This is a genomic window from Mesorhizobium sp. M0195 (assembly GCF_040322115.1).
Lineage (GTDB): Bacteria > Pseudomonadota > Alphaproteobacteria > Rhizobiales > Rhizobiaceae > Mesorhizobium.
The window spans coordinates 1-23408 of sequence record NZ_JAMYSV010000003.1; the positions used below are offsets into that span (position 1 = coordinate 1).

The window sequence follows — 23408 nt, forward strand, 5'->3', positions numbered from 1 at the left end:
ACAAGGGGGCGGAGCTCACAAAGACGAGCGAAATCCCTGCGATCCCGCCCCATCCAAACATCCCCGGTTACTGCGCAACAGGCCCATCGTGGGAGAAGGCAAGAAAAAGAAGCTGAAACAATTGCGCCACGCGCGCGGCATCGTGCCGACACAATCCGGGCCGATAAGCGCGCCGAAACAACGGGTTCGGGGCCATGGCCACGCTACAAAAGTTCGACATCATCGATAGCGGCGCACGCGACGCCTCGGTCCGGCTGCGGCCGGCCGACAATCATGCGCCGAAGGCGACGAAGCAAATCGCAGGACCGTTCGAGATCGCGGCGCAACAGCGCAACGGGCCGACCATGCGCGACGTGCTGATAACCGGCCTGCTGGTGATCTATCCGGTGTTCGCCGCGCTGGCGGCCATCCTCGCCGGGTTTTTCCTCGCCGGCGCCGGCGGCGCCTGAGCCGCTATTTCGGCCGCTTGAAGGCTTTCCGCTCCGCCTCGACCGGCTCGCGGCAGACGCAGCCCTCGAGATGGTCATTGACCAGCCCCATCGCCTGCATGAAGGCGTAGACGGTGGTCGGACCGACAAAGCTCCAGCCGCGCTTCTTCAGTTCTTTCGAAATGCGGACCGAGACGGCCGTCGTCGGATTGGCGCGCAGATGCGCGAGATCGACGATCTCGGGCCGCTCGTCGGGGCCGGGCTCGAACTTCCAGAACCAGGCGGCCAGCGAGCCGGCCTCGTCGATGAGCTCGCGGGCGCGTCTGGCGTTGTTGATGGTCGAGACGATCTTGCCGCGGTGGCGGATGATGCCGGCATTGCCGAGCAGGCGCTCGACATCGGCGTCGGTGAAGGCGGCGATCTTGTCGACATCGAAGCTGGCGAAGGCCTCGCGGAAATTGTCGCGCTTGCGCAATATGGTCAGCCAGGACAGGCCCGACTGGAAACCCTCGAGGCAGATCTTCTCGAACAGGCGGCGATCGTCGGCGACCGGCCGGCCCCATTCGTGGTCGTGGTAGTGCAGATAATCCGGCAGGTTGCCGTGCCAGAAGCAGCGGGCGACGCCGTCGGGACCGGCAAGCAGCCCTGTCTTTTCGTCCATGGCGGAATTCCGTTCGTGTCTTGGCGTTAACGCGTTTTGACGCGGCCTTTACCGTGGCTTTACCAGATTCCTGAACCGGGCGGTAACCACACCAAAAGCTTTACTGACAGATCGGCATTTTACGCATTCCGATTCATGTTTCGGTGGCCGCTTCGCGCTCAATGTCGGCGAAATCGGGGAGGCTTTGCACCCCGGCATGTTCGACGATCAAGGTGCGTTGCGATGAAGACATTCTTGTTCCCACTGTTCGGCGCCGCCGCCGTGCTTGCCGCCGGTGCCGCCAATGCCAACGACCGCTATGCCGAGAGGCCGCCGGTGGTGGTCAGTCCCGACCTTTCGGCGCCCTGGGTGCTGCAGCTCGGCCATGCGCCGGGCATCGTGCGGCAGAGCCGGCAAGAGGCGCAGCCGCAACGGCGCTATCGGCGCCAGGCCGAACCCGATCAGCTGCGCACCGCAGCGGTGCAGGCACCGGCCAAGCGCATGATCATGCGGCCGCAGATCGACCCGATCTATCTGCCGCAGGAAGTCGCCTATGACGGCCCGCAGAAGCCGGGCACGATCGTCATCGATACGCGAGAGAATTTCCTCTATCTGGTCGAGAAGAACGGCAAGGCGCGGCGTTATGGCGTCGGCACCGGCAAGCCGGGCTTCGAATGGTCCGGCACCCACAAGATCACCAACAAGCGCGTCTGGCCGGACTGGCGGCCGCCGGCGGTGATGATCGCCCGCGAGGCCGCCAAGGGCCGTTATCTGCCGACCTATCTCGCCGGCGGCATGGAAAACCCGCTCGGCGCACGCGCGCTCTATCTCGGCTCGACCGAGTACCGTATCCACGGCACCAATCAGCCCTGGACGATCGGCGGCGCGGTGTCGTCGGGCTGCATCCGCATGCGCAACGAGGACGTGGTCGACCTTTACGAGCGGGTCAATGTTGGCACGACGGTTGTAGTGATGTAATCTGCGGTTGACCTCACCGATGATTCTGCTCAGAAGCCTCGGGAGTATTGAATAACGGGGGACGGGCCGTGTGGGGATGCGGCCAGTCACGAAAGGGCAGCGCGGCAAGCCGTGCTGCCCTTTTTGTTTCCGCCAACGCCAGCAAGAATTGACGGGAAGATTTCGCCGGCACGTCGCGCGACCGGCATGGCGGTTCGTTTTTCGCACTGCCTTTTCGCGGTTGCTTTGCTATGTGGCGGCTAAAGTTCCAGACAAAGGCCCTATCTCGATGACCCTCTCCGACGACAGCCGCTATCTCCGAGGCGGCCCGGTGGCCCAACGCATCATCGCCGGCGTGCGCGAGGACGCGGCGATCGCCACCGCCGAAGGCTTTCCGCCCAAGCTGGTGTCGATCACCGTCGGCGACACGGCGGCGGTCGACGTCTATGTCCGCAACCAGCGCGCCAAGGCGGGGCTTGCCGGCATCGGCTTCGAGGAAAGGCGCTTTCGCGCCGACATCACTGCCGGCGAACTCGAAGCGGCGATCCACGGCCTCAACGCCGACCCGCGCGTCACCGGCATCATCATCCAGCGACCGGTGCCGGTGCACATCCCGATCAAGACGCTGCAGGCGGCGGTGCATCCGCTCAAGGACGTCGAAGGCATGCATCCGGCCTCGATCGGCAACATCGTCTACAACCAGCTCGATCTGGCGCCCTGCACGGCGGCTGCCTCGGTCGAACTGCTCAAGGAAACCGGCCTCGACCTGAAGGGGCTCGAAGTGGTGGTCGTCGGCCATTCCGAGATCGTCGGCAAGCCGATCGCTTTCCTTTTGATGAGCGAAGGCGCGACGGTGACGGTCTGCCATCACATGACGCGCTCGGTGGCGGCACACGCACGCCGCGCCGACGCGCTGTTCGTCGCCGTGGGCAAGCCGCGGCTGATCAAGGCCGATATGGTCAAGCCGGGTGCGGCCGTCATCGATATCGGCATCAATTCGGAGATCGGGCCAGACGGCGAGAGCCGCATCGTCGGCGACGTCGATGCCGAGAGCGTTAGGCATGTCGCGTCGTGGATCACGCCGGTGCCTGGCGGCGTCGGCCCGATCACCGTGGCGATCCTGCTGCGCAACACCATGGTGGCGCTCAGCCGCCAGCGCGCGCGCTACCAGGCAACCTACGGCACGGCGGACAGACTGGCGGCCGAGTAGGCGACTGGCGGATCACTGGGCCGCGATAGCCGCCCTCTCTTCGCGAACGCCTTCGGGCTTCGGCCCGCCATAGGCCCAGTCGAGCAGCTTTATCGTATGGACCACCGGCAGCTTCGCGGCAGAGGCGATCTGGGTGATGCAGCCGATATTGCCGGTGGCGACGATTTCAGCGCCGGTCGCCTCGATATTCCTGACCTTGCGGTCGCGCAGCGTCGCCGAAATCCCGGGCTGCAGGATGTTGTAGGTGCCGGCCGAACCGCAGCAGAGATGCCCTTCGCGCGGCTCGCGCACGACGAACCCGGCTTTGGCCAGAAGCTCCTTCGGCTGGCGGGTGATCTTCTGGCCGTGCTGCATCGAGCAGGCGGAGTGATAGGCGACGACGGTGCCCGGCTTGCGCACCGGCTCGGGCAGGTCGAGGCTCACGAGGTATTCGGTGATGTCCTTGGCCAGCGCCGAGACGCGCGCCGCCTTGCCGGCATAGGCCGGATCGAGGCGCATCATGAAGCCATAATCCTTGATCGTGGTGCCACAGCCTGACGCGGTGATGACGATGGCATCGAGCCCGCCTTGCTCGATGGCGCGCGTCCAGGCGTCGACATTCTGCCTGGCCGACGCCAGGGCAGCCGCCTCGCGGCCCATGTGATGCACCAGCGCGCCGCAGCAGCCTTCGCCTTCGGGTACGACGACCTCGACACCAAGCCTGGTCAGCAGCGAGATCGTCGTGTCGTTGATGCCGGGATCGAGCACGGATTGCGCGCAGCCGGTGAGGATGGCGACGCGGCCATTTTTCTTCGGGCCCTGCCCCGCATGGACGCCCGGCGAGGCCATCGGCGAGACTGCCGGGACCGACGCGGGTGCGAGCTTGAGCATAGCGCCCAGAGGCCTCAAGGCCTGGATTTTCTCAAACAGGCCGGCGAATGGCTGGCCGAGCTTCGCCAGCTTGAGCGCCGCGCGGAAACGCGAGGGATAGGGCAGCACGAAGGCCAGCATGGCGCGGGTCAGACGATCGGCCAGGGGACGCTTGTAGGTCTCCTCGATGTGGGCGCGGGCGTGGTCGACCAGATGCATGTAGTTGACGCCCGACGGACAGGTGGTCATGCAGGCGAGGCAGGACAGGCAGCGGTCGATATGGGTGACGATCTCCTTGTCGGCCGGCCGGCCATTTTCCAGCATGTCCTTGATCAGGTAAATCCGGCCGCGCGGCGAATCCAGCTCGTTGCCGAGCGTCACATAGGTCGGGCAGGTGGCGGTGCAGAAGCCGCAATGTACGCATTTGCGCAGGATCTTCTCCGATTCCGCGACATGCGGATCGGCGAGCTGGGCAGCTGAGAAATTGGTCTGCACGTAAACAAATCCTTACCGTTTGAGCATGATCTTTTCCCAAAACCGGTACCCACTTTTGGGGATCACGCTCATAATCCTAGAAACCAGCTTTCGGGGTTCTTGACCGCTTCGCCGCGCTGCAGCGCCTGCAGGCCGAGAATGCAGCGGGCGATGAACCAGACGGCGACGGCGAAAATCAGCACGACACCGATGACCACGATCATCAGCAGCGCCGAGATCAGTGCATAGAGCAGGCCGATCCAGAAGGTGCGGATCAGGAATGTGTAGTGGCCTTCGACGAAGCCGCCGGCCTTGCCGCGATTGATATAGGCCAGGACGATGCCGACAATGCCGCTGACGCCGATGGCCAGGCCGGCGAGATAGAGGATGTAGATGACCAGCGCGTTGGTCGGGCCGGGCTCCAGCCAGCGGTCGGTCTGGCGTGACGTACCGTTTTGGCCTGGATCGCTCATTGTGCTCCTCCCTCGGTTGCCGGCGCGAGAGTAGCAGAGCTTGCGCCCGGCGCCATACGGCCGGGATTGAGGATATTCTTCGGGTCGAATCCGGCCTTCAGCCGCGCCGACAGTGCTGCCAGTTGCGGCGCTTGCGGTTCGAACACCGGTACGGCGGCGCGGTGCGAAGGGGTTGCGCGCACCAGCGTCGCATGGCCGCCGCCATGTCTTCTGATCAGGCCGCGCAACAGGCCAGCCTCGGGATCGTCCTGCTGCATGCGGAGCCAGATGAGCCCGCCCTGCCAATCATAGAAGGCATCGACCGGGGCCTGCATGCGCAGCGCCAGCACCATCTGGTGGCCCCGCGACGGCGCCATCGAGACGCGCCACACCGGCCTTTCGCTGCCATCGGCGAACGGCGCGCAGTCGCGGACACCGCGCCAGACCGAGTACGAGACCGAACCGGAAATCTCCTGCAGCGGCCCAGCGTTTTTCAGCAGGTCTTTCAGCGCGGCAATGCGGTAAGCGACCGACGGGCCGAAGCCCTCGATGCGCAGCAGCGTCGCGGCATCGCTGCCGAGACTGCCGCCGGCGACCCTGGCTGCGACCCGTTCGGGAAGATGGGCAGCACTCGACACTTCGGCGCTGGAACCCAGCGCCAGCGCCATGGCGGCGGCGGCGTGATCGTCGAGCAGGCCGCGGATGGCAAGCGTGACTTCGGTCTCGGCAGCAGGCAGCACCTTGAAGGTGACGTCCGTGAGCACCGCCAGCGTGCCCCAGCTGTTGGCCATCAGCTTGGACAGATCGTAGCCGGTGACGTTCTTGACGACGCGGCCGCCCGACTTGAAGGCCTCGCCGCGCCCGGAAACGGCAGATATGCCGAGAATGTGGTCGCGCGCAGCACCGGCCTTCAGCCGGCGCGGGCCGGAAAGGTTCGCGGCGAGTGCGCCGCCGATCGTGCCTCGCGCTGGCTCACCGCCGAGCAGCGGGCCGTAATCCATCGGTTCGAAGGCAAGTTGCTGGCCGTTTTCGGCAAGCAGGCTTTCGATTTCGGCCAACGGCGTGCCGGCTTTTCCCGACAGCACCAGTTCGGCCGGCTCGTAAAGCATGACGCCGGAGAGTTTGGAAAGATCGAGCGTATGCTCGCTCTGCTGCGGCCGGCCGATGCCGCGCTTGGAGCCGTGGCCGAGGATTTCGAGCGGCGAGTCTTCCGCCGCTGCCCAAGCGACGGTGGAGACGGTTTCCGCTGATGTGGTCGGGGTGAAGGTGGTCATGCGGCAGAACCACCAGTCGTAAATGACGAGAGGCCGCGATCCTTCCCACCCCCCTCTGTCCTGCCGGACATCTCCCCCGCAAGGGGGGAGATCGGATGTCGCTTAGGCTTTCGCCAACCATCAACGCTTGAAGGCGAGCAGGACGTTGAAGCAGCCAATCTCCCCCCTTGCGGGGGAGATGTCCGGCAGGACAGAGGGGGGTGTCCAAGCGCCAACATACCCTCAAAACCTCGGAATGTCCGGAAACGCCACTTGGCCGCGATGCACGTGCATCCGCCCGAGCTCGGCGCATCGCCTCAATTGCGGGAAGACCTTGCCGGGATTCAAAAGATGGTTGGGGTCGAAGGCGCATTTGACGCGCATCTGCTGGTCGAGGTCGATCTGGTTGAACATTTCCGGCATCAGGTCGCGCTTCTCGATGCCGACCCCGTGCTCTCCGGTCAGCACGCCACCGACCTTGACGCAGAGCCGCAATATGTCGGCGCCGAAACTCTCCGCCTTGTCGAGTTCGCCCGGCACGTTGGCGTCATAGAGGATGAGCGGGTGCAGATTGCCGTCGCCGGCGTGGAAGACATTGGCGACGCCGAGCCCGTATTTCTGCGACAGCTCGCGCATGCCGGCGAGCACGCGCGGCAGTTCCTTGCGCGGGATGGTGCCGTCCATGCAATAATAGTCGGGCAAGATGCGGCCGACCGCCGGGAACGCCGCCTTGCGGCCGGCCCAGAAGCTCAGCCGCTGCTGTTCCGACTGCGAAATGCGGCATGTGGTCGAGCCGTTCCTATAGGCGATGGCTTCGACCAGGCCGATCAGGTGATCGACCTCGACACCCGGCCCGTCCAGCTCGACGATCAGCAGCGCCTCGACATCGAGCGGATAGCCGGCCTGGACGAAATCCTCGGCGGCGTGGATGGCCGGACGGTCCATCATCTCCATGCCGCCCGGAATGATGCCGGCGCCGATGATGTCGGCAACGCATTGGCCGGCCTGCTCGCTGGTCGGGAAACCGATCAGCAGGGCACGCGCCGTCTCCGGCTTCTTCAGGATGCGTACGGTGACCTCGGTTACGACGCCGAGCAGTCCTTCGGAGCCGGTCATGACGCCGAGCAGGTCGTAGCCTTGCGCGTCGAGATGGCTGCCGCCGAGGCGCACCACCTCGCCATTCATCAGCACCATCTCGATGCCGAGCACATTGTTGGCGGTGAGACCGTATTTCAGGCAGTGCACACCGCCGGAATTTTCCGCGACATTGCCGCCGATCGAGCAGGCGATCTGGGAGGATGGATCGGGGGCGTAGTAGAAGCCCTCCTGCTCGACGGCGGTGGTGATGCCGAGATTGGTGACGCCGGGCTGGGCGACGACGACGCGGTTCTGAAAATCGATCTCGAGGATGCGGTTGAAGCGGCTCATCACCAGCAGCACCGCGTCTTCGAGCGGCAGCGCACCGCCGGAGAGCGAGGTGCCGGAGCCGCGCGGCACGACGCGGATGTTGCGTTCGCTGCAATATTTCAGCACGCGCGAGACCTGGGCCACGGTTTGCGGCAGTACAACGACGAGCGGCAATTGCCGGTAGGCGGTGAGCCCGTCGCTCTCGAAGGCGCGCATGGCATTGGCGGCGTCGACGACGCCCTCGCCCGGCACCATGATGCGCACATCGGCGACGATCTCGTCGCGCCGGCGCATCGTGGCGTCGTCTGGTTTCGGCATGGCAAGGCCGGACATCGACAGCCTCCTTCGATCGACTGGTAAAAATCTTTTACCAGCGACAGTGGTCGCTTGCAAATGCCGCGTTGGACGGGATCAGAGGCCTATGGCCGAGACCGCCTTCCGCAGCGGCAATCTGCCGCTGCGCCCCACATTACTCGCCCGGCTGCTTGCCTGGTTCGGAGTGCATGCGGCGGACGCGGCGCACGCCCCACCAGACGAGCACGACGGCGAGCGGCACCGAGGCGGCGGTGACCATTTCCGGCGCGAAGGCATGGCCGAAGATCGAGGCGCCCTTGGCGACGTAGCCGATGAGGCCGACGACATAGTAGGAAACCGCGGCGACCGAGAGCCCCTCCACCGTCTGCTGCAGCCGCAATTGCAGGCGGGCGCGATTGTTCATCGATGCCAAAAGATCGCGGTTCTGCTTCTCGACCTCGACGTCGACCCAGGTGCGCAGCAGTGTGGTGGCACGGGTGAGCTTCGTCGACAGGTTGGCCTGGCGCTCCTCGACCGAACGGCAGGTACGCATCGCCGGCGCCACGCGGCGCTGCAGAAAACCGCCCCAGGTGTCGTAGCCGGGCACCGCCTCTTCATCGAGCGCTTCCAGCCGTTCGCGAACGATGCCGTCATAGGCGCGGCTGGCGCCGAAGCGGTAGAGGCTGGAAGCGGCATCGGCCTCCAGCTCGGCGGCCAGTTCGGTCAAGTCGGCAAGTAGCGTCTGGCTGTCGCGGGTCTCGGCGACCTTCATTTCCAAGGTGGTCTGAGCCAGCCTGTCTTCGATGCGGCGGGCGCGACCGGACAGCGTCAGCGCCAGCGGCAGCCCAAGCATGGCCAGCGTGCGGTAGGTCTCGATGTCGATCAGCCGCTGTGACAGTGCCCCGGTGCGCGCCGGGGTCAGGCCGCGGTCGAGCACCAGCATGCGGGTCAAGCCGTCGCCGTCCTGGCGGAAATCGGTGACGATGGCGGCGTTGCCGCGCTCGACCAGCGAGTAGCACAGGCTGGTCGGGTCGAAGCCGGCGATCAGCCTCTCGTTCGCCGGCGTCCATTTGCGGATTTCGAGCCTAATGCCGGAAATCACCGTGCCCGGCGGCGAAAACCCGTTGCCGAAGGGTGTGTCCTCTTGCCCTCTGCCGTTTTCGGCGAGCGGTCCTTCCCAGAGGTAGGTCGAGAACTCCGTGTGCCGTTCCCAGCGCAGCGAGCCCTTGCCCCATTTCATCGCGTGGTGGCGGGCGTGGGGGTCGGGCGCGGCGATGCCGAGGCGTCGCGACAATTCGGAAAGCACGGCCTGATCGACGCCGGATCCAGCTTCGGTCATGAAGGAAAGCTGCACCAGCACGCGCGGCTTTTCGACCAGCGGATGCGGCCGGGCGTGGACCTCGCCGAGCGCGCCCGGCCGACCTTCATGCGCCGGAAAGCCCATGACGCTGCCGCCCACGGGTTTGGCGCGCAGCTGGAATTCGAGGTTGGACGGGTCGGCGTCTGGCACGGCTGGTCCCCCGGGCTTCCCTGAGCTCTTTGGCAATGAGGTCCCTCTAGAGGCAATCGCCCGAGGACGCAAACGCCCAATTTAGCTGAAGATGATATGGCGCCGCGGCTTCGAAATCGACCCGGCCCCGGCGAATTGGATAAATAATTTGACCAGTTGGCGACGCTGGCTTTATCTTGCGCGACTTCGGTTCAACCCCCAGGACCCCGTTTGAGCGACATTTTCTCCCGGATCGAGCATTCGCGCACCGCCGACGAGGTGGTGCAGCAGATCGAGAGCCTGATCCTCGAAGGCGTGCTGCGCACCGGCGACCGGCTGCCGGGCGAGCGCGAGCTGGCGCGCCAGTTCGAGGTGTCGCGGCCGATCCTGCGCGATGCCTTGAAAGCGTTGGAAGGGCGCGGGCTGTTGACGACACGGCCAGGCGGCGGCACCTATGTCGCCGATGTCATCGGCCAGCTTTTCACCAAGCCGGTGACCGACCTGATCTCGATGCATCGCAAGGCGGTGACCGACTATCTGGAGTACCGCCGCGAGATCGAGGCGGTGGCTGCCGAATATGCGGCGCGGCGTGCCACACCGGACGATCTGGCGCTGCTCGACCGCATCATGGCGCGCATGGACGAGGCGCACCGGACCGCCAATTTCGACGACGAGGCGGAAATCGACATCGAGTTCCATCACGCGATCTGCGAATGCGCGCACAACATCATCCTGCTGCACACGCTGCGCTCCTGTTATCGGCTGCTGTCGGAAGGCGTGTTCCAGAACCGGCGGCTGGTGTTCAACGTGCCGGGCGCGCGCGAGGCGCTGCTTTCGCAGCACCGGGCAATCTATGCGGCGGTCAAGGCCGGCGATCCGGCTGCGGCGCGGCAGGCGGCGATGGACCACATCTCCTACGTCGAACGATCGATGGCCGAGGCCGAGCGCAGCGGCGACTGGCAGCGCGTGTCGCGGCTGAGGCTCAGGCAACGCTCCGAGCCCGGTGACGGTGAGGCGGCAAGAAAACAGCCGTAGACCCTGCCCAGAAAATTCAACGACGAACCAGCGAAGAACCAGCGGAAAAAGATCCATGAGCAGCATTCTCACCATCGCCGACCTCAAGGACCTGGCGCGCCGCCGCGTGCCGAAGATGTTCTTCGACTACGCCGATTCCGGCGCCTGGACCGAAAGCACCTACCGCGCCAACGAAGAGGATTTCCAGAAGATCAAGTTCCGCCAGCGCGTGCTTGTCGACATGGACAACCGCTCGCTGGAATCGACCATGATCGGCGAGAAGGTGACGATGCCGGTGGCGCTGGCGCCGACCGGCATGACCGGCATGCAGCATCCGGACGGCGAGATGCTGGCGGCGCAGGCTGCGGAAGAATTCGGTGTGCCGTTCACGCTGTCGACAATGAGCATCTGCTCGATCGAGGATGTCGCGTCGGTGACCAGGAAGCCGTTCTGGTTCCAGCTCTATGTGCTGCGCGACAAGGACTTCGTCTTCGATTTGATCGACCGCGCAAAAGCGGCGAAATGTTCGGCACTGGTGCTGACGCTCGACCTGCAGATCCTTGGTCAGCGCCACAAGGATATCCGCAACGGGCTTTCGGCGCCGCCGCGGATGACGCCGAAGCACCTCTGGCAGATGGCGACCAGGCCGCGCTGGTGCGTCGGCATGGCCGGCACCAAGCGCCGGAGCTTCCGCAACATCGTCGGCCATGCCAAGGGCGTCGGCGACCTCGCCTCGCTGTCGTCGTGGACGAAGGAGCAGTTCGATCCGCATCTGTCGTGGAAGGACGTCGCCTGGATCAAGGAGCGCTGGGGCGGCAAGCTGATCCTGAAAGGCATACTCGACAAGGAAGATGCGCTGATGGCGGCCAGGACGGGCGCCGACGCGATCATCGTTTCCAACCATGGCGGCCGCCAGCTCGACGGCGCCTCGTCGTCGATCATGGCGCTGGAAGAGATCGCCGACGCCGTCGGCGACACGATCGAGGTGCATATGGACGGCGGCATCCGTTCCGGCCAGGACGTGCTCAAAGCACTGTGCCTCGGCGCCAAGGGCACCTATATCGGACGGCCTTTCCTGTACGGCCTTGGCGCACTCGGCAAGGAAGGGGTTACCAAGGCGCTGGAAATCATCCGCAAGGAGATGGACATAACGCTGGCACTGTGCGGAAAGCGTCTGGTCACCGACATGGGCAAGGATCAGCTCCGGCGCTAAAGTCCCGTGACGGCATGACCACGGAGGCGACGCAGGCATTGACGGAGCCCGGCATCAATTTTTTCGAAGCGCGCGGACCGGAAGGCATGCGCCTCTATGCGATCGGCGATGTGCACGGTCGGCTTGACCTGCTGACCGCCATGCACCGCCGGATCGAGGGCGAGCTGGAGAGGAAGCCCACTGCCGATTGGCGCGTGATCCATCTCGGCGACTATGTCGACCGGGGTCCGGACTCCAAAGGCGTCATCGATTTCCTGATCGACGCGCAAAAACGCGATCCGCGTCACCTGATGCTGGCCGGAAATCATGATCTCGGCTTCCTCGATTTTCTCGATGTCCCCGATCCGGACGGCCTGTTCATGCGCTATGGCGGCATCCAGACGGCGCTATCCTATGGCGTGTCGCTCGGTGGCAGCAGCACCTGGTTTGGCCGCGCCGATGCGGCCTTGCGGCAAGGGCACGCCGCGCTGGTCGAGGCGGTGCCGCAGAACCATGTCGAGTTCCTGCGCTCGCTGGCCTTTTCAGTGACATTCGGCGACTTCTTCTTCTGTCATGCCGGCATCCGGCCCGGCATTGCGCTGGAAAGCCAGAGCCCGCAGGACCTGATCTGGATCCGCGAGGTCTTCCACGACCATACCGGCCTTCATCCCAAGATCGTGGTGCACGGCCATACGCCGGTGGCCAAGCCCGAGATCGCCGGCAACCGCGTCAATGTCGACACCCTCGCCTGGCACTCGGGAAACCTCACCGCGCTCGTCGTGGACGGCGCGGAGAAACGGATCCTGACGGTGACGGGTGAGCGGGCGTAGGTAAGGCGTGAGGTTATGTGCAGAGGGTCTAGCGAAGCGCGGCGGTGACGCCGTAGCCGTCGACGGCATTGTGGTTGTTGGCCGCGTCGGCGGAATAAATGCCGAGGCCGCACAAGACGATGGCCGACAACATGGCAAAGGACAAAAAGACTGCTTTCACGGACGTCATCTCTTGTTGAGCTTTCTGCATCTATGCACGAGCGGGTTACCAATGCGTTGAAACGCGAAATACGTCGCAAATGTCTGACGGTTTCGCGCTTCTAGGCATGTTCTGTATCGGCGGTGTGTCGCGCGGGTCACAGGAAAGGTTCATCGCGGTTGCACGCAAGATGCAGAGCGGGCGCCTTGTAGGCTGGCGGACTGACACAGGCCAAGGATGAAACGCGTTATCCCCGGCGGATTTGCCGCCGCGTGCCAAATATGCAACGTCGCCAAATACGTTGGCTGTATGAGCCGTCAGATGGTCGCCACCCAGGCGCGGGCGATGGCCAGGCCGGCGGCATCGGCTTGCGGTCCGTTGCGGGCCATTTCATCGTCGAGCCGGACGGCCCAATCGGGATGCCGCTCGGCGATCAGCGGTGCGAAGGAGGTGCTCCAGTCGCGCACCATCGGACTGTCGGCCTCGAAATGGAACTGGAAGCCGTAGATGGCGCGGCCGATGCGGAACGCCTGGTTCTCGGCGACGGCATTGCGGGCCAGCCGCACGGCAGTCTCGGGCAAGACAAAGGTGTCGTCGTGCCATTGGAAGATCGGGAATTTTTCAGGCAAGGCGGCGAGCACCGGATCGGCCTGCGCCGCCGCAGTGAGCGCGACCTCGTGCCAGCCGAACTCCGAGGCACCGCCTATCTGGTTCTCGCCGCCAAAGGCGCGCGCGACCAACTGGCTGCCAAGGCAGATGCCGAGCACCGCGCGATCCCTGTCGGCAAAGTTGCGCGTCAGATCGAGCAGGCCCGGGAAATACGGGCAGAGCTCGTCGTCCAGCGCATTCTGGGCGCCGCCGAGCACCACCATGGCGTCATGCCAGCCGCTATCTTGCGGCAGCGCGTCGCCGCGATACGGCCGGCGCAGGTCGATATCGGCGCCCGCCTCGACAAGCGCCGCGCCGATCTGGCCAAGGCCCTCATTGTCGATGTTCTGGACGACCAAGACCCGCATCGAAACCTGCTGACATGAAATTGATGCAGCGAGCGATATCATGGCCTCAGCATTGCAGCCAACAGGGAACGCCTATGCCACTGCAAAACCGGGTCGACCCGTTCGGCGCCATCCATGCCGTGCCGGAGCGCGGCCTGTTCATGGGCAATCGCGGCATCATTCACGACCCCGAGACGAGAACGCTGTTGAAGAAGCGCTGGGCGCTGCAAGCCTGGATCATCTGTGTCTGCGAATACGGCGACGTGCGGCGCCAGCCGATGGGGCGCAACCGGCAAAGCGACGACCAATTGGGCGGCAAGGCCGGCTGGACCGAGCTGTTTTTCCTCGACGAGGTGACGGCACTTGCCGCCGGGCACCGGCCCTGCTTCTTCTGCCGGCGCGAGCGGGCCAGGGATTTTGTCCAGCGCTTCGGCGACGCCTTCGGCCTTGCCGAGCCACGCGCGCCGCAGCTCGACAAGCGCCTGCACAAGGAGCGCCTGGCATCGGGCGGGCGGGCGCCGCGACTGAAACCGGAGGCGCTTGCGGACCTGCCGGACGGCACGATGATCTCGTCAGGAAACAGGGCGTACGCCCTGTTTGACGGCGCCGCGCTGCCCTGGAGTTTCGGCGGCTATGGCGATCCGGTGGGATTCGGCGATTTTGCCGACGGTCCAATCGGCATGCTCACGCCGGCGACAACTGTTTCCGTGCTGAAGCGTGGCTACAGACCTGTCTGGCACGCCAGCGCGGAGCCTTGACGCCGGCGACGGCCTCGCCCATTCCTCGGCGATGCGCGCCAATTACAAGATGCAGCGGCTGTTCGTGCCGGACGAACTTGGAGCGGATATCGAGTTCGACGTCGGCCAGCAGCAGAGCCATTATCTCTCGCATGTGCTGCGGCTCGGCGAAGGCGCCGAAATTCTGGTCTTCAACGGGCGCGACGGCGAATGGTCGGCGGCGATCGCCGCGAAGTCGAAGAAGGCGTTGCGCCTGAAGGTGATGAAGCTGCAGCGGCCGCAGCCGCCGCTGCCCGATCTCGTCTATTGCTTCGCGCCGCTGAAGCAAGGGCGGCTCGACTACCTCGTGCAAAAGGCGGTGGAGATGGGCGCCGGCATCCTGCAGCCGGTCATCACCCAGCACACGCAAGTGGCAAAACCCGGTATCGAGCGCCTGCGCGCCAATGTCGTCGAGGCGGCCGAGCAATGCGGCATATTGGCGGTGCCGGAGCTGCGCGAAGCGGAAAAATTCGAGCGCCTGCTGGCGGGTTGGGACCGCAAGCGGCGGCTGATCTTCTGCGACGAGGATGCATCGACCAACAATCCCCTGCCGGCATTGCAGGCGGTGCGGGAGAGAAAGCTCGGTCTGCTGGTCGGGCCTGAGGGCGGCTTTTCCGACGAGGAACGCAGGATGCTGAGAGCGCTGCCCTTCGTTACCGCCATTCCGCTCGGGCCGCGCATCCTGCGAGCGGATACGGCGGCGGTGGCGGCACTGGCGCTGATCCAGGCGACAATCGGCGATTGGTGATCAATTCCCGTTACCCTCTGGCTCAGGATTTTTCGCTTGATCGGCTACTGACATTTCGTCCATCTAGCGCCGGCAGTGGCCGCGTGTCCTTTCGGACGCGCAAAGGACGCTGTAGCATTTGATTGGGCACCTGATCCCTTCAGAAAATCGAAGCCGGTTTTCGGGGTCATGTGCGGAGGGCTATTATGGCGCGCGATACCACCGATTTCCGGCCGATCGAAGGCGTCGACGAACTCGTCGAGCACCTGGCCGAAGGCAACAAGCCGCGCGACAAATGGCGCATCGGCACCGAGCACGAGAAATTCCCGTTCTATGTCGACGGCAATGCCCCGGTGCCCTATGGCGGCGAGCGCGGCATCCGCGCCATCCTCGAAGGCATGCAGGACAAACTCGGCTGGGACCCGATCATGGATGCCGGCCGCCTCATCGGACTGGTCGAGCCGACCGGTCAGGGCGCGATCTCGCTGGAGCCAGGCGGCCAGTTCGAGCTGTCCGGCGCGCCGCTGGAGACGATCCACCAGACCTGCCGCGAAGGCAATGCGCATCTGGCGCAGGTGCGCGAGATCGCTGAACCGATGGGCATTCGTTTTCTCGGCCTTGGCGGCAGCCCGAAATGGTCGCTGGCCGAGACGCCGAAAATGCCGAAATCGCGCTACGAGATCATGACGCGCTACATGCCCAAGGTCGGCACCAAGGGCCTCGACATGATGTACCGGACCTGCACGATCCAGGTGAACCTCGACTTCGAGAGCGAAGCCGACATGCGCCGCAAGATGCAGGTGTCGCTGAAATTGCAGCCACTGTCGACGGCGCTGTTTGCCAACTCGCCCTTCACCGAAAGCCGGCCGAACGGCTTGCAGAGCTGGCGCGGCGAGATCTGGCGCGACACCGACAATCAGCGCTCCGGCCTCCTCGAATTCTGCTTCTCGCCCGATTTCGGCTTTGCCGATTATGTCGAATGGGCGCTCGACGTGCCGATGTATTTCGTCATCCGCGACGGCCAGTACCATGACATGACTCACATCACCTTCCGCCAGTTCATGGCGGGCGCTGCCCGTAACGAACTGCCGGACGGGCTGCCGACGATGGGCGACTGGGCGAACCATCTGTCGACCCTGTTCCCGGACGTGCGGCTGAAGCGCTTTCTCGAAATGCGCGGCGCCGATGGCGGGCCGTGGCGGCGCATCTGCGCGCTGCCGGCCTTCTGGGTCGGGCTGCTCTACGACGCGGCAGCGCTCGACGCGGCCGAGGCGCTGACCTCGAGCTGGAGCTATGAAGAAGTGCTGGCGATGCGCAACGCGGTGCCGCAACAGGGCATTTCGGCGCCCTTCCGCAACACGACGTTGCGCGAGATCGCCCGCGACGTGCTCGTCATCTCGCGCATGGGACTGAAGAACCGTGGCCGCAAGAACCGCGACGGCTACGACGAGACCTCGTTCCTCAACACGCTGGACGAGGTCGTCGCGCGCGGCACGACCAGCGCCGAGGAGATGCTCTCCGCCTACCACACACGCTGGGGCGGCTCGATCGAGCCGGTATTCATGGAATACGCGTATTAACGCTTCCCTGTCCGCATGAGCCACGGTCCGGCAAATTCGCTTCAATCAGTGATGGAAACGAACTAGGCTTTTCCAACGAGGATTTTCCCGGAGGAGAAAACAATGCCTTCCTTGTTCGATATTCTGGCACAGGCCCAGAACGGCAACGGCATGCAGGCGCTGGCCCAGCAGTTCGGGCTGTCGCAGCAGCAGACGCAGGCGGCGGTCGCGGCGCTGCTGCCGGCCTTTTCGCAGGGGCTCAAGCGCAACACGGCGGACCCTTACGGGCTCGGCTCCTTCATGACGGCGATGGCCAGCGGCCAGCACGCCAAATATTTCGAGGATGCAAGCCGGGCTTTCTCGCCGCAGGGCCTCGATGAGGGCAACGGCATTCTCGGCCATCTGTTCGGCTCGAAGGACCTGTCGCGGGCCGTTGCCAACCAGGCCGCGCAGGCGAGTGGCGTCAGCCAGCAGGTGCTGCAGCAGATGCTGCCGGCAATCGCCTCGATGATGATGGGCGGGCTGTTCAAGCAGACCACCAACCAGCTAGGCGGACAGATGCATGCGGCAGGCAGTGGCGGCAATCCGCTCGGCGAACTCATCGAGCAGATGATGCGGCAGGCGGGCGGCGGCAGCCAGGCACCGGCCCCTCAGCCTGCGGCCCCCACGGATAACCCGCTCGGCAAGGTGCTGCAGGATATGTTCGGCGGGCAGCAGCCGCAACAGACGCAGAGCCCTTACGGCGACAACCCGCTGGGCAAGGTGTTGCAGGACATGTTCGGCGGCGGGCAGCAGCCCCAAAGCCAGCCGCAGCAGACACAGAACCCTTATGGTGACAATCCGCTCGGCAAAGTACTGCAGGACATGTTCGGCGGTGGCGCACAACAGTCTCAGCCGCGTCAGGCGCCGCAGCAACCCCAGGCGCCGCAGCCGCAGGCCAATCCGAGCGGCAGGCCGAGAAATCCGTTCGACGACCTGTTCGGCAAAATGTTCGAGACTGGCGCCCAGCAGCGCGACGACTACCAGAAAGGCATGGAGTCGATCTTCGACCAGTTCAAGCAAGGCATGGGCCGGCGCTAGACCAGACACCGGCAAGCAATCATCAGTGCCGCCCAAAAAAGAAAGCCCGGTCCTGGGAGGACCGGGCAGCGCGCAGGCTGGCCGGGGGGATCCGGCAGGGAGTGGGGAGCCTGCGTAACTTGGTGGCGTCGTGCCTCAAGAGGTTCAATGCGACCAAAATCGCGAATTTGTGCGATCACACCACCTTGCGGGCAAGATCCTCGATCGTTTCGGCGCGCTCGATGGCGATGACGCGAAGCCTTTCTGTCGGATCTCGGCCAAAGGGTACACCGACAGCGACGTGCAGGTCGGCGCGGGTCAGGCCGATGTCGGCGAGCTCGGCATCCGACATCTCGCCGAGGCGATAAAAGGCGCGGCGGTTTTTCCAGGCGCGGTAAACATTGGCAGCGGCATTGGCCACGCGCGTCGCAACGGCCGGACGCGAGGTGATGCGCGAGGTCTCGGTAGCGAAATCAAACGTAGCCATGTCGGTCTCCTTCACATTCGAACGGGCGAAACCGGTCGATCGGGCGCTGGCAACAGCGGCCGTTCCGGCTTCGATTCACATGCGTTCATGTGGACAAATCGGAATTTGCCATGGCCCGATTGATTAATCCAACGAATGTTTCTAATCTTTAGCATCAGCATCAATGATGGATTAGGCCAATGAAAGCGCCGCTCGATCTCGATCAGTTGCAGACCTTCATCTCGATTGTCGACACCGGCAGCTTTACCCGCGCGGCGGAAGCGGTGCATCGCACCCAGTCGGCGGTGTCGATGCAGATGCGGCGGCTGGAGGAACGGATCGGCAAGCCGCTGTTCGAAAAAGACGGCCGCACCAACAGGCTGACCGAGGAAGGCGATAGACTGCTCTCCTACGCAAGGCGGCTGCTCTATCTCAACAAGGAAACACTGGCCGCCTTCGACGACCGCCGGCTCGAAGGCACCATCCGCATCGGCACGCCGGATGACTATGCCGATCGCTTCCTGCCAGAGATCATGGCGCGGTTTGCCCGCTCCAACCCGCATGTCGAACTGACCGTTATCTGCGAACCGACGCCGGGACTGGTCGAACACATCAAGCGCGGCAATCTCGACCTGGCGCTGGTGACGCACAATGACGCGCGCGGCCAGTCGGAAGTGGTGCGGCGCGAACCGCTGCTGTGGGTTACCTCGGCCAACCACGCGACGCATGAGCAGCCGATCCTGCCGATGGCCTTCGGCCGGCCGAACTGCATCTGGCGGCGAGCCGCCGCCGACGTGCTCGACCAGCAGAGCCGCGACTATCGCATCCTGTTCACCAGCTTCTCTGCCACCGTCATCGCCGCCGCGGTGCTTTCCGGCCTGGCGATCTCGGTGCTGCCAGAATGCGCGCTGCGGCCCGGCATGCGGGTGCTGGGCGAGGCCGACGGTTTCGGCGCCCTGCCCGATTGCCGCATCGGCATCATGCGCGGCCAGACCTCGCGGCCGGAGATCGTCGACGCGCTTGCGCGCCACATTTCGGAAAGCCTCGACAATATTTCCGTGCCGCTCGGCGAGGAGACCGGCACGTTCGATTTCGCCGCCCTCGCCTTCGCCAAGATGAAACGGACGAAGCCGAACCAGATCCTGCCGGGCTGGTGATCGCGCGATTGGGGCCGACATCGAACACGGCCGCCTTGACGGCGGCCAACAACCGTTCCCCAATCGGCCGATGAGCGACGCAGCACCCGAATCACGCACCAACGCCACCGAGTATACGGTGAGCGAGATTTCCGGCGCGCTGAAGCGCACGGTCGAGGACGTCTTCGGCAATGTACGGGTGCGCGGCGAGATTTCCGGCTATCGCGGACCGCATTCCTCCGGCCATGCCTATTTCTGCCTGAAAGACGATCGCGCGCGGCTCGATGCCGTGGTGTGGAAGACCACGATGAGCCGGCTGAAATTCCGTCCCGAGGAAGGCATGGAGGTGATCGCCACCGGCAGGCTCACCACCTATCCCGGAAAATCCAACTACCAGATCGTCATCGACAATCTCGAGCCGGCCGGTGCCGGTGCGCTGATGGCGCTGCTGGACGAGCGCAAGCGCCGGCTGCAGGCCGAAGGGCTGTTCGACGCGGCCCGCAAGCGGCGTCTGCCGTTCATGCCGCGCGTCATCGGCGTGGTCACCTCGCCAACAGGTTCGGTGATCCGCGATATTATCCACCGCATCAAGGACCGGTTCCCGCTGCACGTGCTCGTCTGGCCGGTGCGGGTGCAGGGCGAGACGGCGGGCGCGGAAGTGACCGCTGCCGTCAACGGCTTCAATGCACTGCCTTGGGACGGCGCCATCGCGCGGCCCGATCTGTTGATCGTGGCGCGCGGCGGCGGCAGCCTGGAGGATCTGTGGGGCTTCAACGACGAAGCGCTCGCCCGGGCCGTCGCCGCTTCGAGCATTCCCGTGATTTCGGCAGTCGGCCACGAGACCGACTGGACGCTGATCGATCTGGCTGCGGATGTGCGGGCGCCGACGCCGACAGGCGCCGCCGAGATCGCCGTGCCGGTCAAAGTCGACCTCGAAGCGACGCTTGCCGGCCTTGGCGCGCGGTTGGAGACCGCACTGTCGCGCAATTTCGAACGCAAGCGGCAGGCGGCGCGCGCAGCCGCCCGGGCGCTGCCCTCGCCCGACCAATTGCTGGCGCTGCCGCGGCGGCGCTTCGACGAGGCGACGAGCCGGCTCGGCCGGGCGCTGTCGGTCAGCGTCGAGCGCAAGCGGGCCAGGCTTCTGGGCCAGCGTCTGACACCGGCGACCTTGTCGCGGCGCATGAACGAAGCCCGCACACTGACCCGCCGCGACCTCGCCCGAGCGCAAGCGGCGTTCTTCGCCATCGTGCGCGAGCGTCGGGCACGGTTTTCGCGCACGGCCGCCAGACTGTCACCGGCGCCGATCGCCAGACGGCAGAAACTGCAAGGCGATGCCCTGCTGGCACTGACACGGCGGCAGGACCAGGCGATTTCGCGGCGGCTGGACCGTCTGCGTGGAAAACTGACGCAGGCCGATCGATTGCTGGCGACGCTGTCGCACAAGGCCGTGCTGGCGCGAGGCTTCGCACTGGTCAAGGATGCGGACGGCGCGGTGGTCAAGCGTTCGGCGGAGGTCGTGTCGGGAATGGCGCTTTCGCTGGAGTTCGCCGACGGCACCGCCGATGCAGTCGCCATCAGTGGCACGGCGCGGCCGAAGGCGATTGCCAAGTCGGCAGCCAAGCTCAAGGCGCCGGGCAGCCAAGGCTCGCTTTTCTGAGGAAGACCAAGGCGCTTTTCTGAGGAAGAAATGACCGATCCGCATCTTACGACGCCCTCGGGCAAACTGCGTGCACGCGCCCTCGATATCCCATTCGAAGGCACCCCAGGCCGCTTCAATGCGATCACCGATGTGCCCGGCGTGACGGTCGGCTATACGACGCTGATCTCAGGGGACGGGCCGCTCGTTGTCGGCAAGGGTCCGGTACGCACCGGCGTGACCGCGATCCTGCCAAGGCCCAGAGACGAGTTGGCCGTCCCGGTGTTCGCCGGCGTGTTCAGCGCCAATGGCAATGGCGAGCTGACCGGTTCGCATCTGATAGAGGAACTCGGAGCGTTCAATCTTCCCATCACCATCACCAACACGCATTCCTGCGGCGTCAGCCGCGACGCAACGTTGCGCTGGATGCAGACGGTGCTGCCGCACGCGCTCGACAGCGCCTGGGCGCTGCCGGTGGCGGGCGAGACTTATGACGGCTTTCTCAACGACATCAACGGCCATCATCTGAGCTTCGAGCACGTGTTTTCCGCGCTCGATACGGCTGAAAGCGGGCCGATCGAAGAGGGCAGCGTCGGCGGCGGCACAGGCATGATCACCTTCGGCTTCAAGGCAGGGTCCGGCACATCGTCGCGCAGCGTCGACTGGAACGGAGAGCGTTTCACGATCGGCTGCTTCGTCCAGTCGAATTTCGGTGCAAGGCGAAACCTCGTCATCGGTGGCATCAGGGCCGGAGCGGAACTCGCCGAACCGGCGATCCGGGACAACACGCCGCGAGCCGAAAAGAGCTCGATCATCGCGATCGTCGCCACCGATGCGCCATTCATGCCGCACCAGTTGAAACGGCTGGCGAAACGCGTGCCCCTCGGCGTCGCGCTGACCGGCGGCTATGGATACAATTCGTCCGGCGATATTTTTCTGGCGTTCAGCACGGCCAATGCCGACGCGGCGCGCGGCGCGGCCGGCAAATTGGCCAGCGCCGGTTACATACCGGATGCCGACATCAACCCGTTCTTCGACGCCGTCATCCAGAGCGTGGAGGAAGCAATCCTCAATGCTTTGGTCGCCAATGAAGACATGATCGGGCGCGACGGCAATTTCGTGCCGGCATTGCCGAAAGGGTGGCTCGAAGGTAGATTCGGGGCGCATCACACTGCAGATCTTGGTTAAGCTTTCGCGGTCTTCGCCGTCTTCGGCACGGAATGGCCCTGGAAGCCGCGAAGAATTAACCCAAAGCAGCTCAACGACGAATAAACGACCCCAAAAAATATCAATTGGAAGACTCATCGCCCAATCGGAGCCATAGTATGAGCAACCCAGATGGTCCCGCACCCGTGCACAAGGCGGTGATGAGACATAGCTCGGCTGAAGTCATCCAGGCCATCTCAGAGGGGAAAGATGTCGATGCGTTAGATCGCGAAGGCCGGACGCCGTTGTTTTATGCGTCAAAAGATGGCGAGACCGCAATCGTCGCTGCACTGATCGAGCGTGGAGCGAAGGTGAATGTGCAGGACAAGAATCTGGAAACACCGCTGCACTTTGCTGCTCGCGAATATCGGCTCGAGGTGGCGGAACTTCTAGTCAAGGGCGGCGCAGATGTTTCTTCCCAAGACATTCATGGAAACACGCCCCTGTGGCGTGCCGTGTTTGAATCACGGGGCCGTGGCGAGTTGATCAAGCTCCTTCTCTCAGCTGGCTCAGATAAGACACTGAAAAACAAGCTTGGCTGTTCGCCGCAAGACCTCGCAAAGACCATTGGAAATTACGACATTAACGCGTTCCTGGGCTGAAAACCCGCTAGCTTCACCCAGCAAGCAATTAATGGTGTATGCTGTGCTTCAAATAGCTGGCGCCAGGAACTTCGATCTCGACAAGCCACTGTCGCATCCTGTTCCTAAGCATATTACTCGGCGGGCTTGTTCGAATTCTTTTCGTCCTGCTCGGCCTCGGCCGCCTCTTCGAGCCTCGAAGCAATGAGCTCCTGAATGTCGCCGACCTCTTCCTGAATATCCTCCAGGGGTATGCCGGCTTCGGCAGCCTTGGCCGCGCATTCCCTGGCGAGGGTCTCGGCCTGCTTCTCGATTCTGGCTGGCGAGGGCTGGCAGTGGACTTTTTCGCCAATCCACCCGCGCAAGAACTCGATCGCGTGTTCACTCATACTGCTGTTTCCCTAGCGGCTATGCCGATTGGTAATCATAAACGTCGGTATCTTCGAAAAGATGCGTGCTGCCATTCGAGCCGAGTCTGCTTCGCACGGCAAGCCGAACTTGTCCGAGGTCCACAGAGCCGAAGGGAATGGAGGGTTCAAGGAGCACGTTCTGGTTTTTGAGGACTGATTCTCTCGAGGAAACTCGTTCGACCCGCGCTATTGATTCTATTTGCTTTTTTTCGGTTTTCAAGCCGTTTTA

Annotated in this window: 24 protein-coding genes; 14 read left to right on the forward strand and 10 right to left on the reverse strand. The window is 64.2% G+C overall.

Going from position 1 to position 23408, the window contains the following annotated elements; all coding sequences use genetic code 11:
* Positions 1–194: 194 nt before the first annotated feature.
* Positions 195–449: a hypothetical protein gene (locus NKJ12_RS08200; protein ID WP_352702099.1), complete on the forward strand. Its 255-nt coding sequence runs from the start codon at positions 195–197 to the stop codon at positions 447–449.
* Between the two features lie 4 nt (positions 450–453).
* Here the strand turns inward: NKJ12_RS08200 and NKJ12_RS08205 are convergent, their stop codons facing one another.
* Positions 454–1089 (reverse strand): DNA-3-methyladenine glycosylase I, encoded by a 636-nt coding sequence (locus NKJ12_RS08205; RefSeq protein WP_352702100.1) that lies wholly within the window; start codon positions 1087–1089, stop codon positions 454–456.
* Between the two features lie 222 nt (positions 1090–1311).
* Between NKJ12_RS08205 and NKJ12_RS08210 the strand changes: the two genes are divergently transcribed.
* Both NKJ12_RS08210 and NKJ12_RS08215 read left to right on the forward strand, forming a co-directional pair.
* Positions 1312–2046: a L,D-transpeptidase gene (locus NKJ12_RS08210; RefSeq protein ID WP_254819319.1), complete on the forward strand. Its 735-nt coding sequence runs from the start codon at positions 1312–1314 to the stop codon at positions 2044–2046.
* A gap of 268 nt (positions 2047–2314) precedes the next feature.
* Positions 2315–3235: a bifunctional 5,10-methylenetetrahydrofolate dehydrogenase/5,10-methenyltetrahydrofolate cyclohydrolase gene (locus NKJ12_RS08215; RefSeq protein ID WP_352506893.1), complete on the forward strand. Its 921-nt coding sequence runs from the start codon at positions 2315–2317 to the stop codon at positions 3233–3235.
* A 12-nt stretch (positions 3236–3247) separates the two neighbouring features.
* On the opposite strand, the gene glcF is transcribed toward NKJ12_RS08215, so the two are convergent.
* From glcF to NKJ12_RS08240, 5 genes are all read right to left on the reverse strand, one after another.
* On the reverse strand, positions 3248–4579 hold the full coding sequence (glcF, locus tag NKJ12_RS08220; protein WP_352702102.1) for a glycolate oxidase subunit GlcF: 1332 nt from the start codon (positions 4577–4579) through the stop codon (positions 3248–3250).
* A gap of 68 nt (positions 4580–4647) precedes the next feature.
* The gene (locus NKJ12_RS08225; protein WP_352506895.1) at positions 4648–5031 is read right to left on the reverse strand and encodes a DUF4870 family protein; all 384 of its coding nucleotides are present in this window, start codon (positions 5029–5031) and stop codon (positions 4648–4650) included.
* Positions 5028–6284 (reverse strand): FAD-binding protein, encoded by a 1257-nt coding sequence (locus NKJ12_RS08230; RefSeq protein ID WP_352506896.1) that lies wholly within the window; start codon positions 6282–6284, stop codon positions 5028–5030. Before NKJ12_RS08230 ends, NKJ12_RS08225 begins: the two co-directional genes overlap by 4 nt.
* A 222-nt stretch (positions 6285–6506) precedes the next feature.
* A complete protein-coding gene (locus tag NKJ12_RS08235; protein ID WP_352702104.1) occupies positions 6507–8003 on the reverse strand; it encodes an FAD-linked oxidase C-terminal domain-containing protein in 1497 nt (498 codons plus the stop codon).
* 136 nt (positions 8004–8139) lie between these two features.
* Complete coding sequence (locus NKJ12_RS08240) at positions 8140–9474, reverse strand: DUF3422 family protein (protein ID WP_352702106.1); 1335 nt, start codon at positions 9472–9474, stop codon at positions 8140–8142.
* A gap of 210 nt (positions 9475–9684) precedes the next feature.
* Here NKJ12_RS08240 and NKJ12_RS08245 point away from each other — a divergent pair, with 210 nt between their 5' ends.
* From NKJ12_RS08245 to NKJ12_RS08255, 3 genes are read left to right on the forward strand one after another with little or no spacing between them, the layout of a single operon-like run.
* Positions 9685–10488 carry a FadR/GntR family transcriptional regulator gene (locus NKJ12_RS08245; RefSeq protein WP_352702108.1) on the forward strand — a complete coding sequence of 268 codons (804 nt, stop codon included), beginning with the start codon at positions 9685–9687 and terminating at the stop codon, positions 10486–10488.
* 55 nt (positions 10489–10543) lie between these two features.
* Entirely contained in the window at positions 10544–11680 is a 1137-nt protein-coding gene (locus NKJ12_RS08250; RefSeq protein WP_352475830.1) for an alpha-hydroxy acid oxidase, read from the forward strand.
* Between the two features lie 38 nt (positions 11681–11718).
* Complete coding sequence (locus NKJ12_RS08255) at positions 11719–12489, forward strand: metallophosphoesterase family protein (RefSeq protein WP_352702528.1); 771 nt, start codon at positions 11719–11721, stop codon at positions 12487–12489.
* A 28-nt stretch (positions 12490–12517) separates the two neighbouring features.
* Here NKJ12_RS08255 and NKJ12_RS08260 read toward each other — a convergent pair whose 3' ends face one another.
* Both NKJ12_RS08260 and NKJ12_RS08265 read right to left on the reverse strand, forming a co-directional pair.
* Positions 12518–12649 carry a hypothetical protein gene (locus NKJ12_RS08260; RefSeq protein WP_352702558.1) on the reverse strand — a complete coding sequence of 44 codons (132 nt, stop codon included), beginning with the start codon at positions 12647–12649 and terminating at the stop codon, positions 12518–12520.
* Positions 12650–12945: 296 nt separating this feature from the next.
* Positions 12946–13644, reverse strand: coding sequence for a type 1 glutamine amidotransferase (locus NKJ12_RS08265; protein WP_352702110.1), 699 nt, complete (start codon positions 13642–13644; stop codon positions 12946–12948).
* 74 nt (positions 13645–13718) lie between these two features.
* Here NKJ12_RS08265 and NKJ12_RS08270 point away from each other — a divergent pair, with 74 nt between their 5' ends.
* The 4 genes from NKJ12_RS08270 (at position 13719) to NKJ12_RS08285 (ending at position 17765) form a co-directional block, all read left to right on the forward strand.
* Positions 13719–14381, forward strand: coding sequence for a hypothetical protein (locus tag NKJ12_RS08270; RefSeq protein ID WP_352702113.1), 663 nt, complete (start codon positions 13719–13721; stop codon positions 14379–14381).
* A 31-nt stretch (positions 14382–14412) separates the two neighbouring features.
* Positions 14413–15147, forward strand: coding sequence for a 16S rRNA (uracil(1498)-N(3))-methyltransferase (locus tag NKJ12_RS08275; RefSeq protein ID WP_352702530.1), 735 nt, complete (start codon positions 14413–14415; stop codon positions 15145–15147).
* Between the two features lie 185 nt (positions 15148–15332).
* Positions 15333–16706: a glutamate--cysteine ligase gene (locus tag NKJ12_RS08280; RefSeq protein WP_352702115.1), complete on the forward strand. Its 1374-nt coding sequence runs from the start codon at positions 15333–15335 to the stop codon at positions 16704–16706.
* 102 nt (positions 16707–16808) lie between these two features.
* Entirely contained in the window at positions 16809–17765 is a 957-nt protein-coding gene (locus NKJ12_RS08285; protein WP_352702117.1) for a DUF937 domain-containing protein, read from the forward strand.
* 175 nt (positions 17766–17940) lie between these two features.
* Here NKJ12_RS08285 and NKJ12_RS08290 read toward each other — a convergent pair whose 3' ends face one another.
* Positions 17941–18231 (reverse strand): DUF1127 domain-containing protein, encoded by a 291-nt coding sequence (locus NKJ12_RS08290; protein ID WP_352475835.1) that lies wholly within the window; start codon positions 18229–18231, stop codon positions 17941–17943.
* Positions 18232–18410: 179 nt separating this feature from the next.
* Between NKJ12_RS08290 and NKJ12_RS08295 the strand changes: the two genes are divergently transcribed.
* The 4 genes from NKJ12_RS08295 to NKJ12_RS08310 all read left to right on the forward strand — a co-directional run bounded on the left by NKJ12_RS08295 (position 18411) and on the right by NKJ12_RS08310 (position 22790).
* Complete coding sequence (locus NKJ12_RS08295) at positions 18411–19367, forward strand: LysR substrate-binding domain-containing protein (RefSeq protein ID WP_023680469.1); 957 nt, start codon at positions 18411–18413, stop codon at positions 19365–19367.
* Positions 19368–19437: 70 nt separating this feature from the next.
* Positions 19438–21003: an exodeoxyribonuclease VII large subunit gene (gene xseA, locus NKJ12_RS08300; protein ID WP_352702120.1), complete on the forward strand. Its 1566-nt coding sequence runs from the start codon at positions 19438–19440 to the stop codon at positions 21001–21003.
* 30 nt (positions 21004–21033) lie between these two features.
* Positions 21034–22170: a DmpA family aminopeptidase gene (locus tag NKJ12_RS08305; protein WP_352702122.1), complete on the forward strand. Its 1137-nt coding sequence runs from the start codon at positions 21034–21036 to the stop codon at positions 22168–22170.
* 137 nt (positions 22171–22307) lie between these two features.
* Entirely contained in the window at positions 22308–22790 is a 483-nt protein-coding gene (locus NKJ12_RS08310) for an ankyrin repeat domain-containing protein (protein WP_352475838.1), read from the forward strand.
* Between the two features lie 113 nt (positions 22791–22903).
* On the opposite strand, the gene NKJ12_RS08315 is transcribed toward NKJ12_RS08310, so the two are convergent.
* The gene (locus NKJ12_RS08315) at positions 22904–23158 is read right to left on the reverse strand and encodes a hypothetical protein (protein WP_352475839.1); all 255 of its coding nucleotides are present in this window, start codon (positions 23156–23158) and stop codon (positions 22904–22906) included.
* Between the last annotated feature and the right edge of the window lie 250 nt (positions 23159–23408).

Coding starts and splice junctions, on each gene's coding strand:
- NKJ12_RS08200 (WP_352702099.1), top strand. CDS start 195: ATGGCCACGCTACAAAAGTTCGACATCATCGATAGCGGCGCACGCGAC.
- NKJ12_RS08205 (WP_352702100.1), bottom strand. CDS start 1,089: ATGGACGAAAAGACAGGGCTGCTTGCCGGTCCCGACGGCGTCGCCCGC.
- NKJ12_RS08210 (WP_254819319.1), top strand. CDS start 1,312: ATGAAGACATTCTTGTTCCCACTGTTCGGCGCCGCCGCCGTGCTTGCC.
- NKJ12_RS08215 (WP_352506893.1), top strand. CDS start 2,315: ATGACCCTCTCCGACGACAGCCGCTATCTCCGAGGCGGCCCGGTGGCC.
- NKJ12_RS08225 (WP_352506895.1), bottom strand. CDS start 5,031: ATGAGCGATCCAGGCCAAAACGGTACGTCACGCCAGACCGACCGCTGG.
- NKJ12_RS08230 (WP_352506896.1), bottom strand. CDS start 6,284: ATGACCACCTTCACCCCGACCACATCAGCGGAAACCGTCTCCACCGTC.
- NKJ12_RS08235 (WP_352702104.1), bottom strand. CDS start 8,003: ATGTCCGGCCTTGCCATGCCGAAACCAGACGACGCCACGATGCGCCGG.
- NKJ12_RS08250 (WP_352475830.1), top strand. CDS start 10,544: ATGAGCAGCATTCTCACCATCGCCGACCTCAAGGACCTGGCGCGCCGC.
- NKJ12_RS08265 (WP_352702110.1), bottom strand. CDS start 13,644: ATGCGGGTCTTGGTCGTCCAGAACATCGACAATGAGGGCCTTGGCCAG.
- NKJ12_RS08270 (WP_352702113.1), top strand. CDS start 13,719: ATGCCACTGCAAAACCGGGTCGACCCGTTCGGCGCCATCCATGCCGTG.
- NKJ12_RS08275 (WP_352702530.1), top strand. CDS start 14,413: ATGCGCGCCAATTACAAGATGCAGCGGCTGTTCGTGCCGGACGAACTT.
- NKJ12_RS08280 (WP_352702115.1), top strand. CDS start 15,333: ATGGCGCGCGATACCACCGATTTCCGGCCGATCGAAGGCGTCGACGAA.
- NKJ12_RS08285 (WP_352702117.1), top strand. CDS start 16,809: ATGCCTTCCTTGTTCGATATTCTGGCACAGGCCCAGAACGGCAACGGC.
- NKJ12_RS08290 (WP_352475835.1), bottom strand. CDS start 18,231: ATGGCTACGTTTGATTTCGCTACCGAGACCTCGCGCATCACCTCGCGT.
- NKJ12_RS08295 (WP_023680469.1), top strand. CDS start 18,411: ATGAAAGCGCCGCTCGATCTCGATCAGTTGCAGACCTTCATCTCGATT.
- xseA (WP_352702120.1), top strand. CDS start 19,438: ATGAGCGACGCAGCACCCGAATCACGCACCAACGCCACCGAGTATACG.
- NKJ12_RS08305 (WP_352702122.1), top strand. CDS start 21,034: ATGACCGATCCGCATCTTACGACGCCCTCGGGCAAACTGCGTGCACGC.
- NKJ12_RS08310 (WP_352475838.1), top strand. CDS start 22,308: ATGAGCAACCCAGATGGTCCCGCACCCGTGCACAAGGCGGTGATGAGA.
- NKJ12_RS08315 (WP_352475839.1), bottom strand. CDS start 23,158: ATGAGTGAACACGCGATCGAGTTCTTGCGCGGGTGGATTGGCGAAAAA.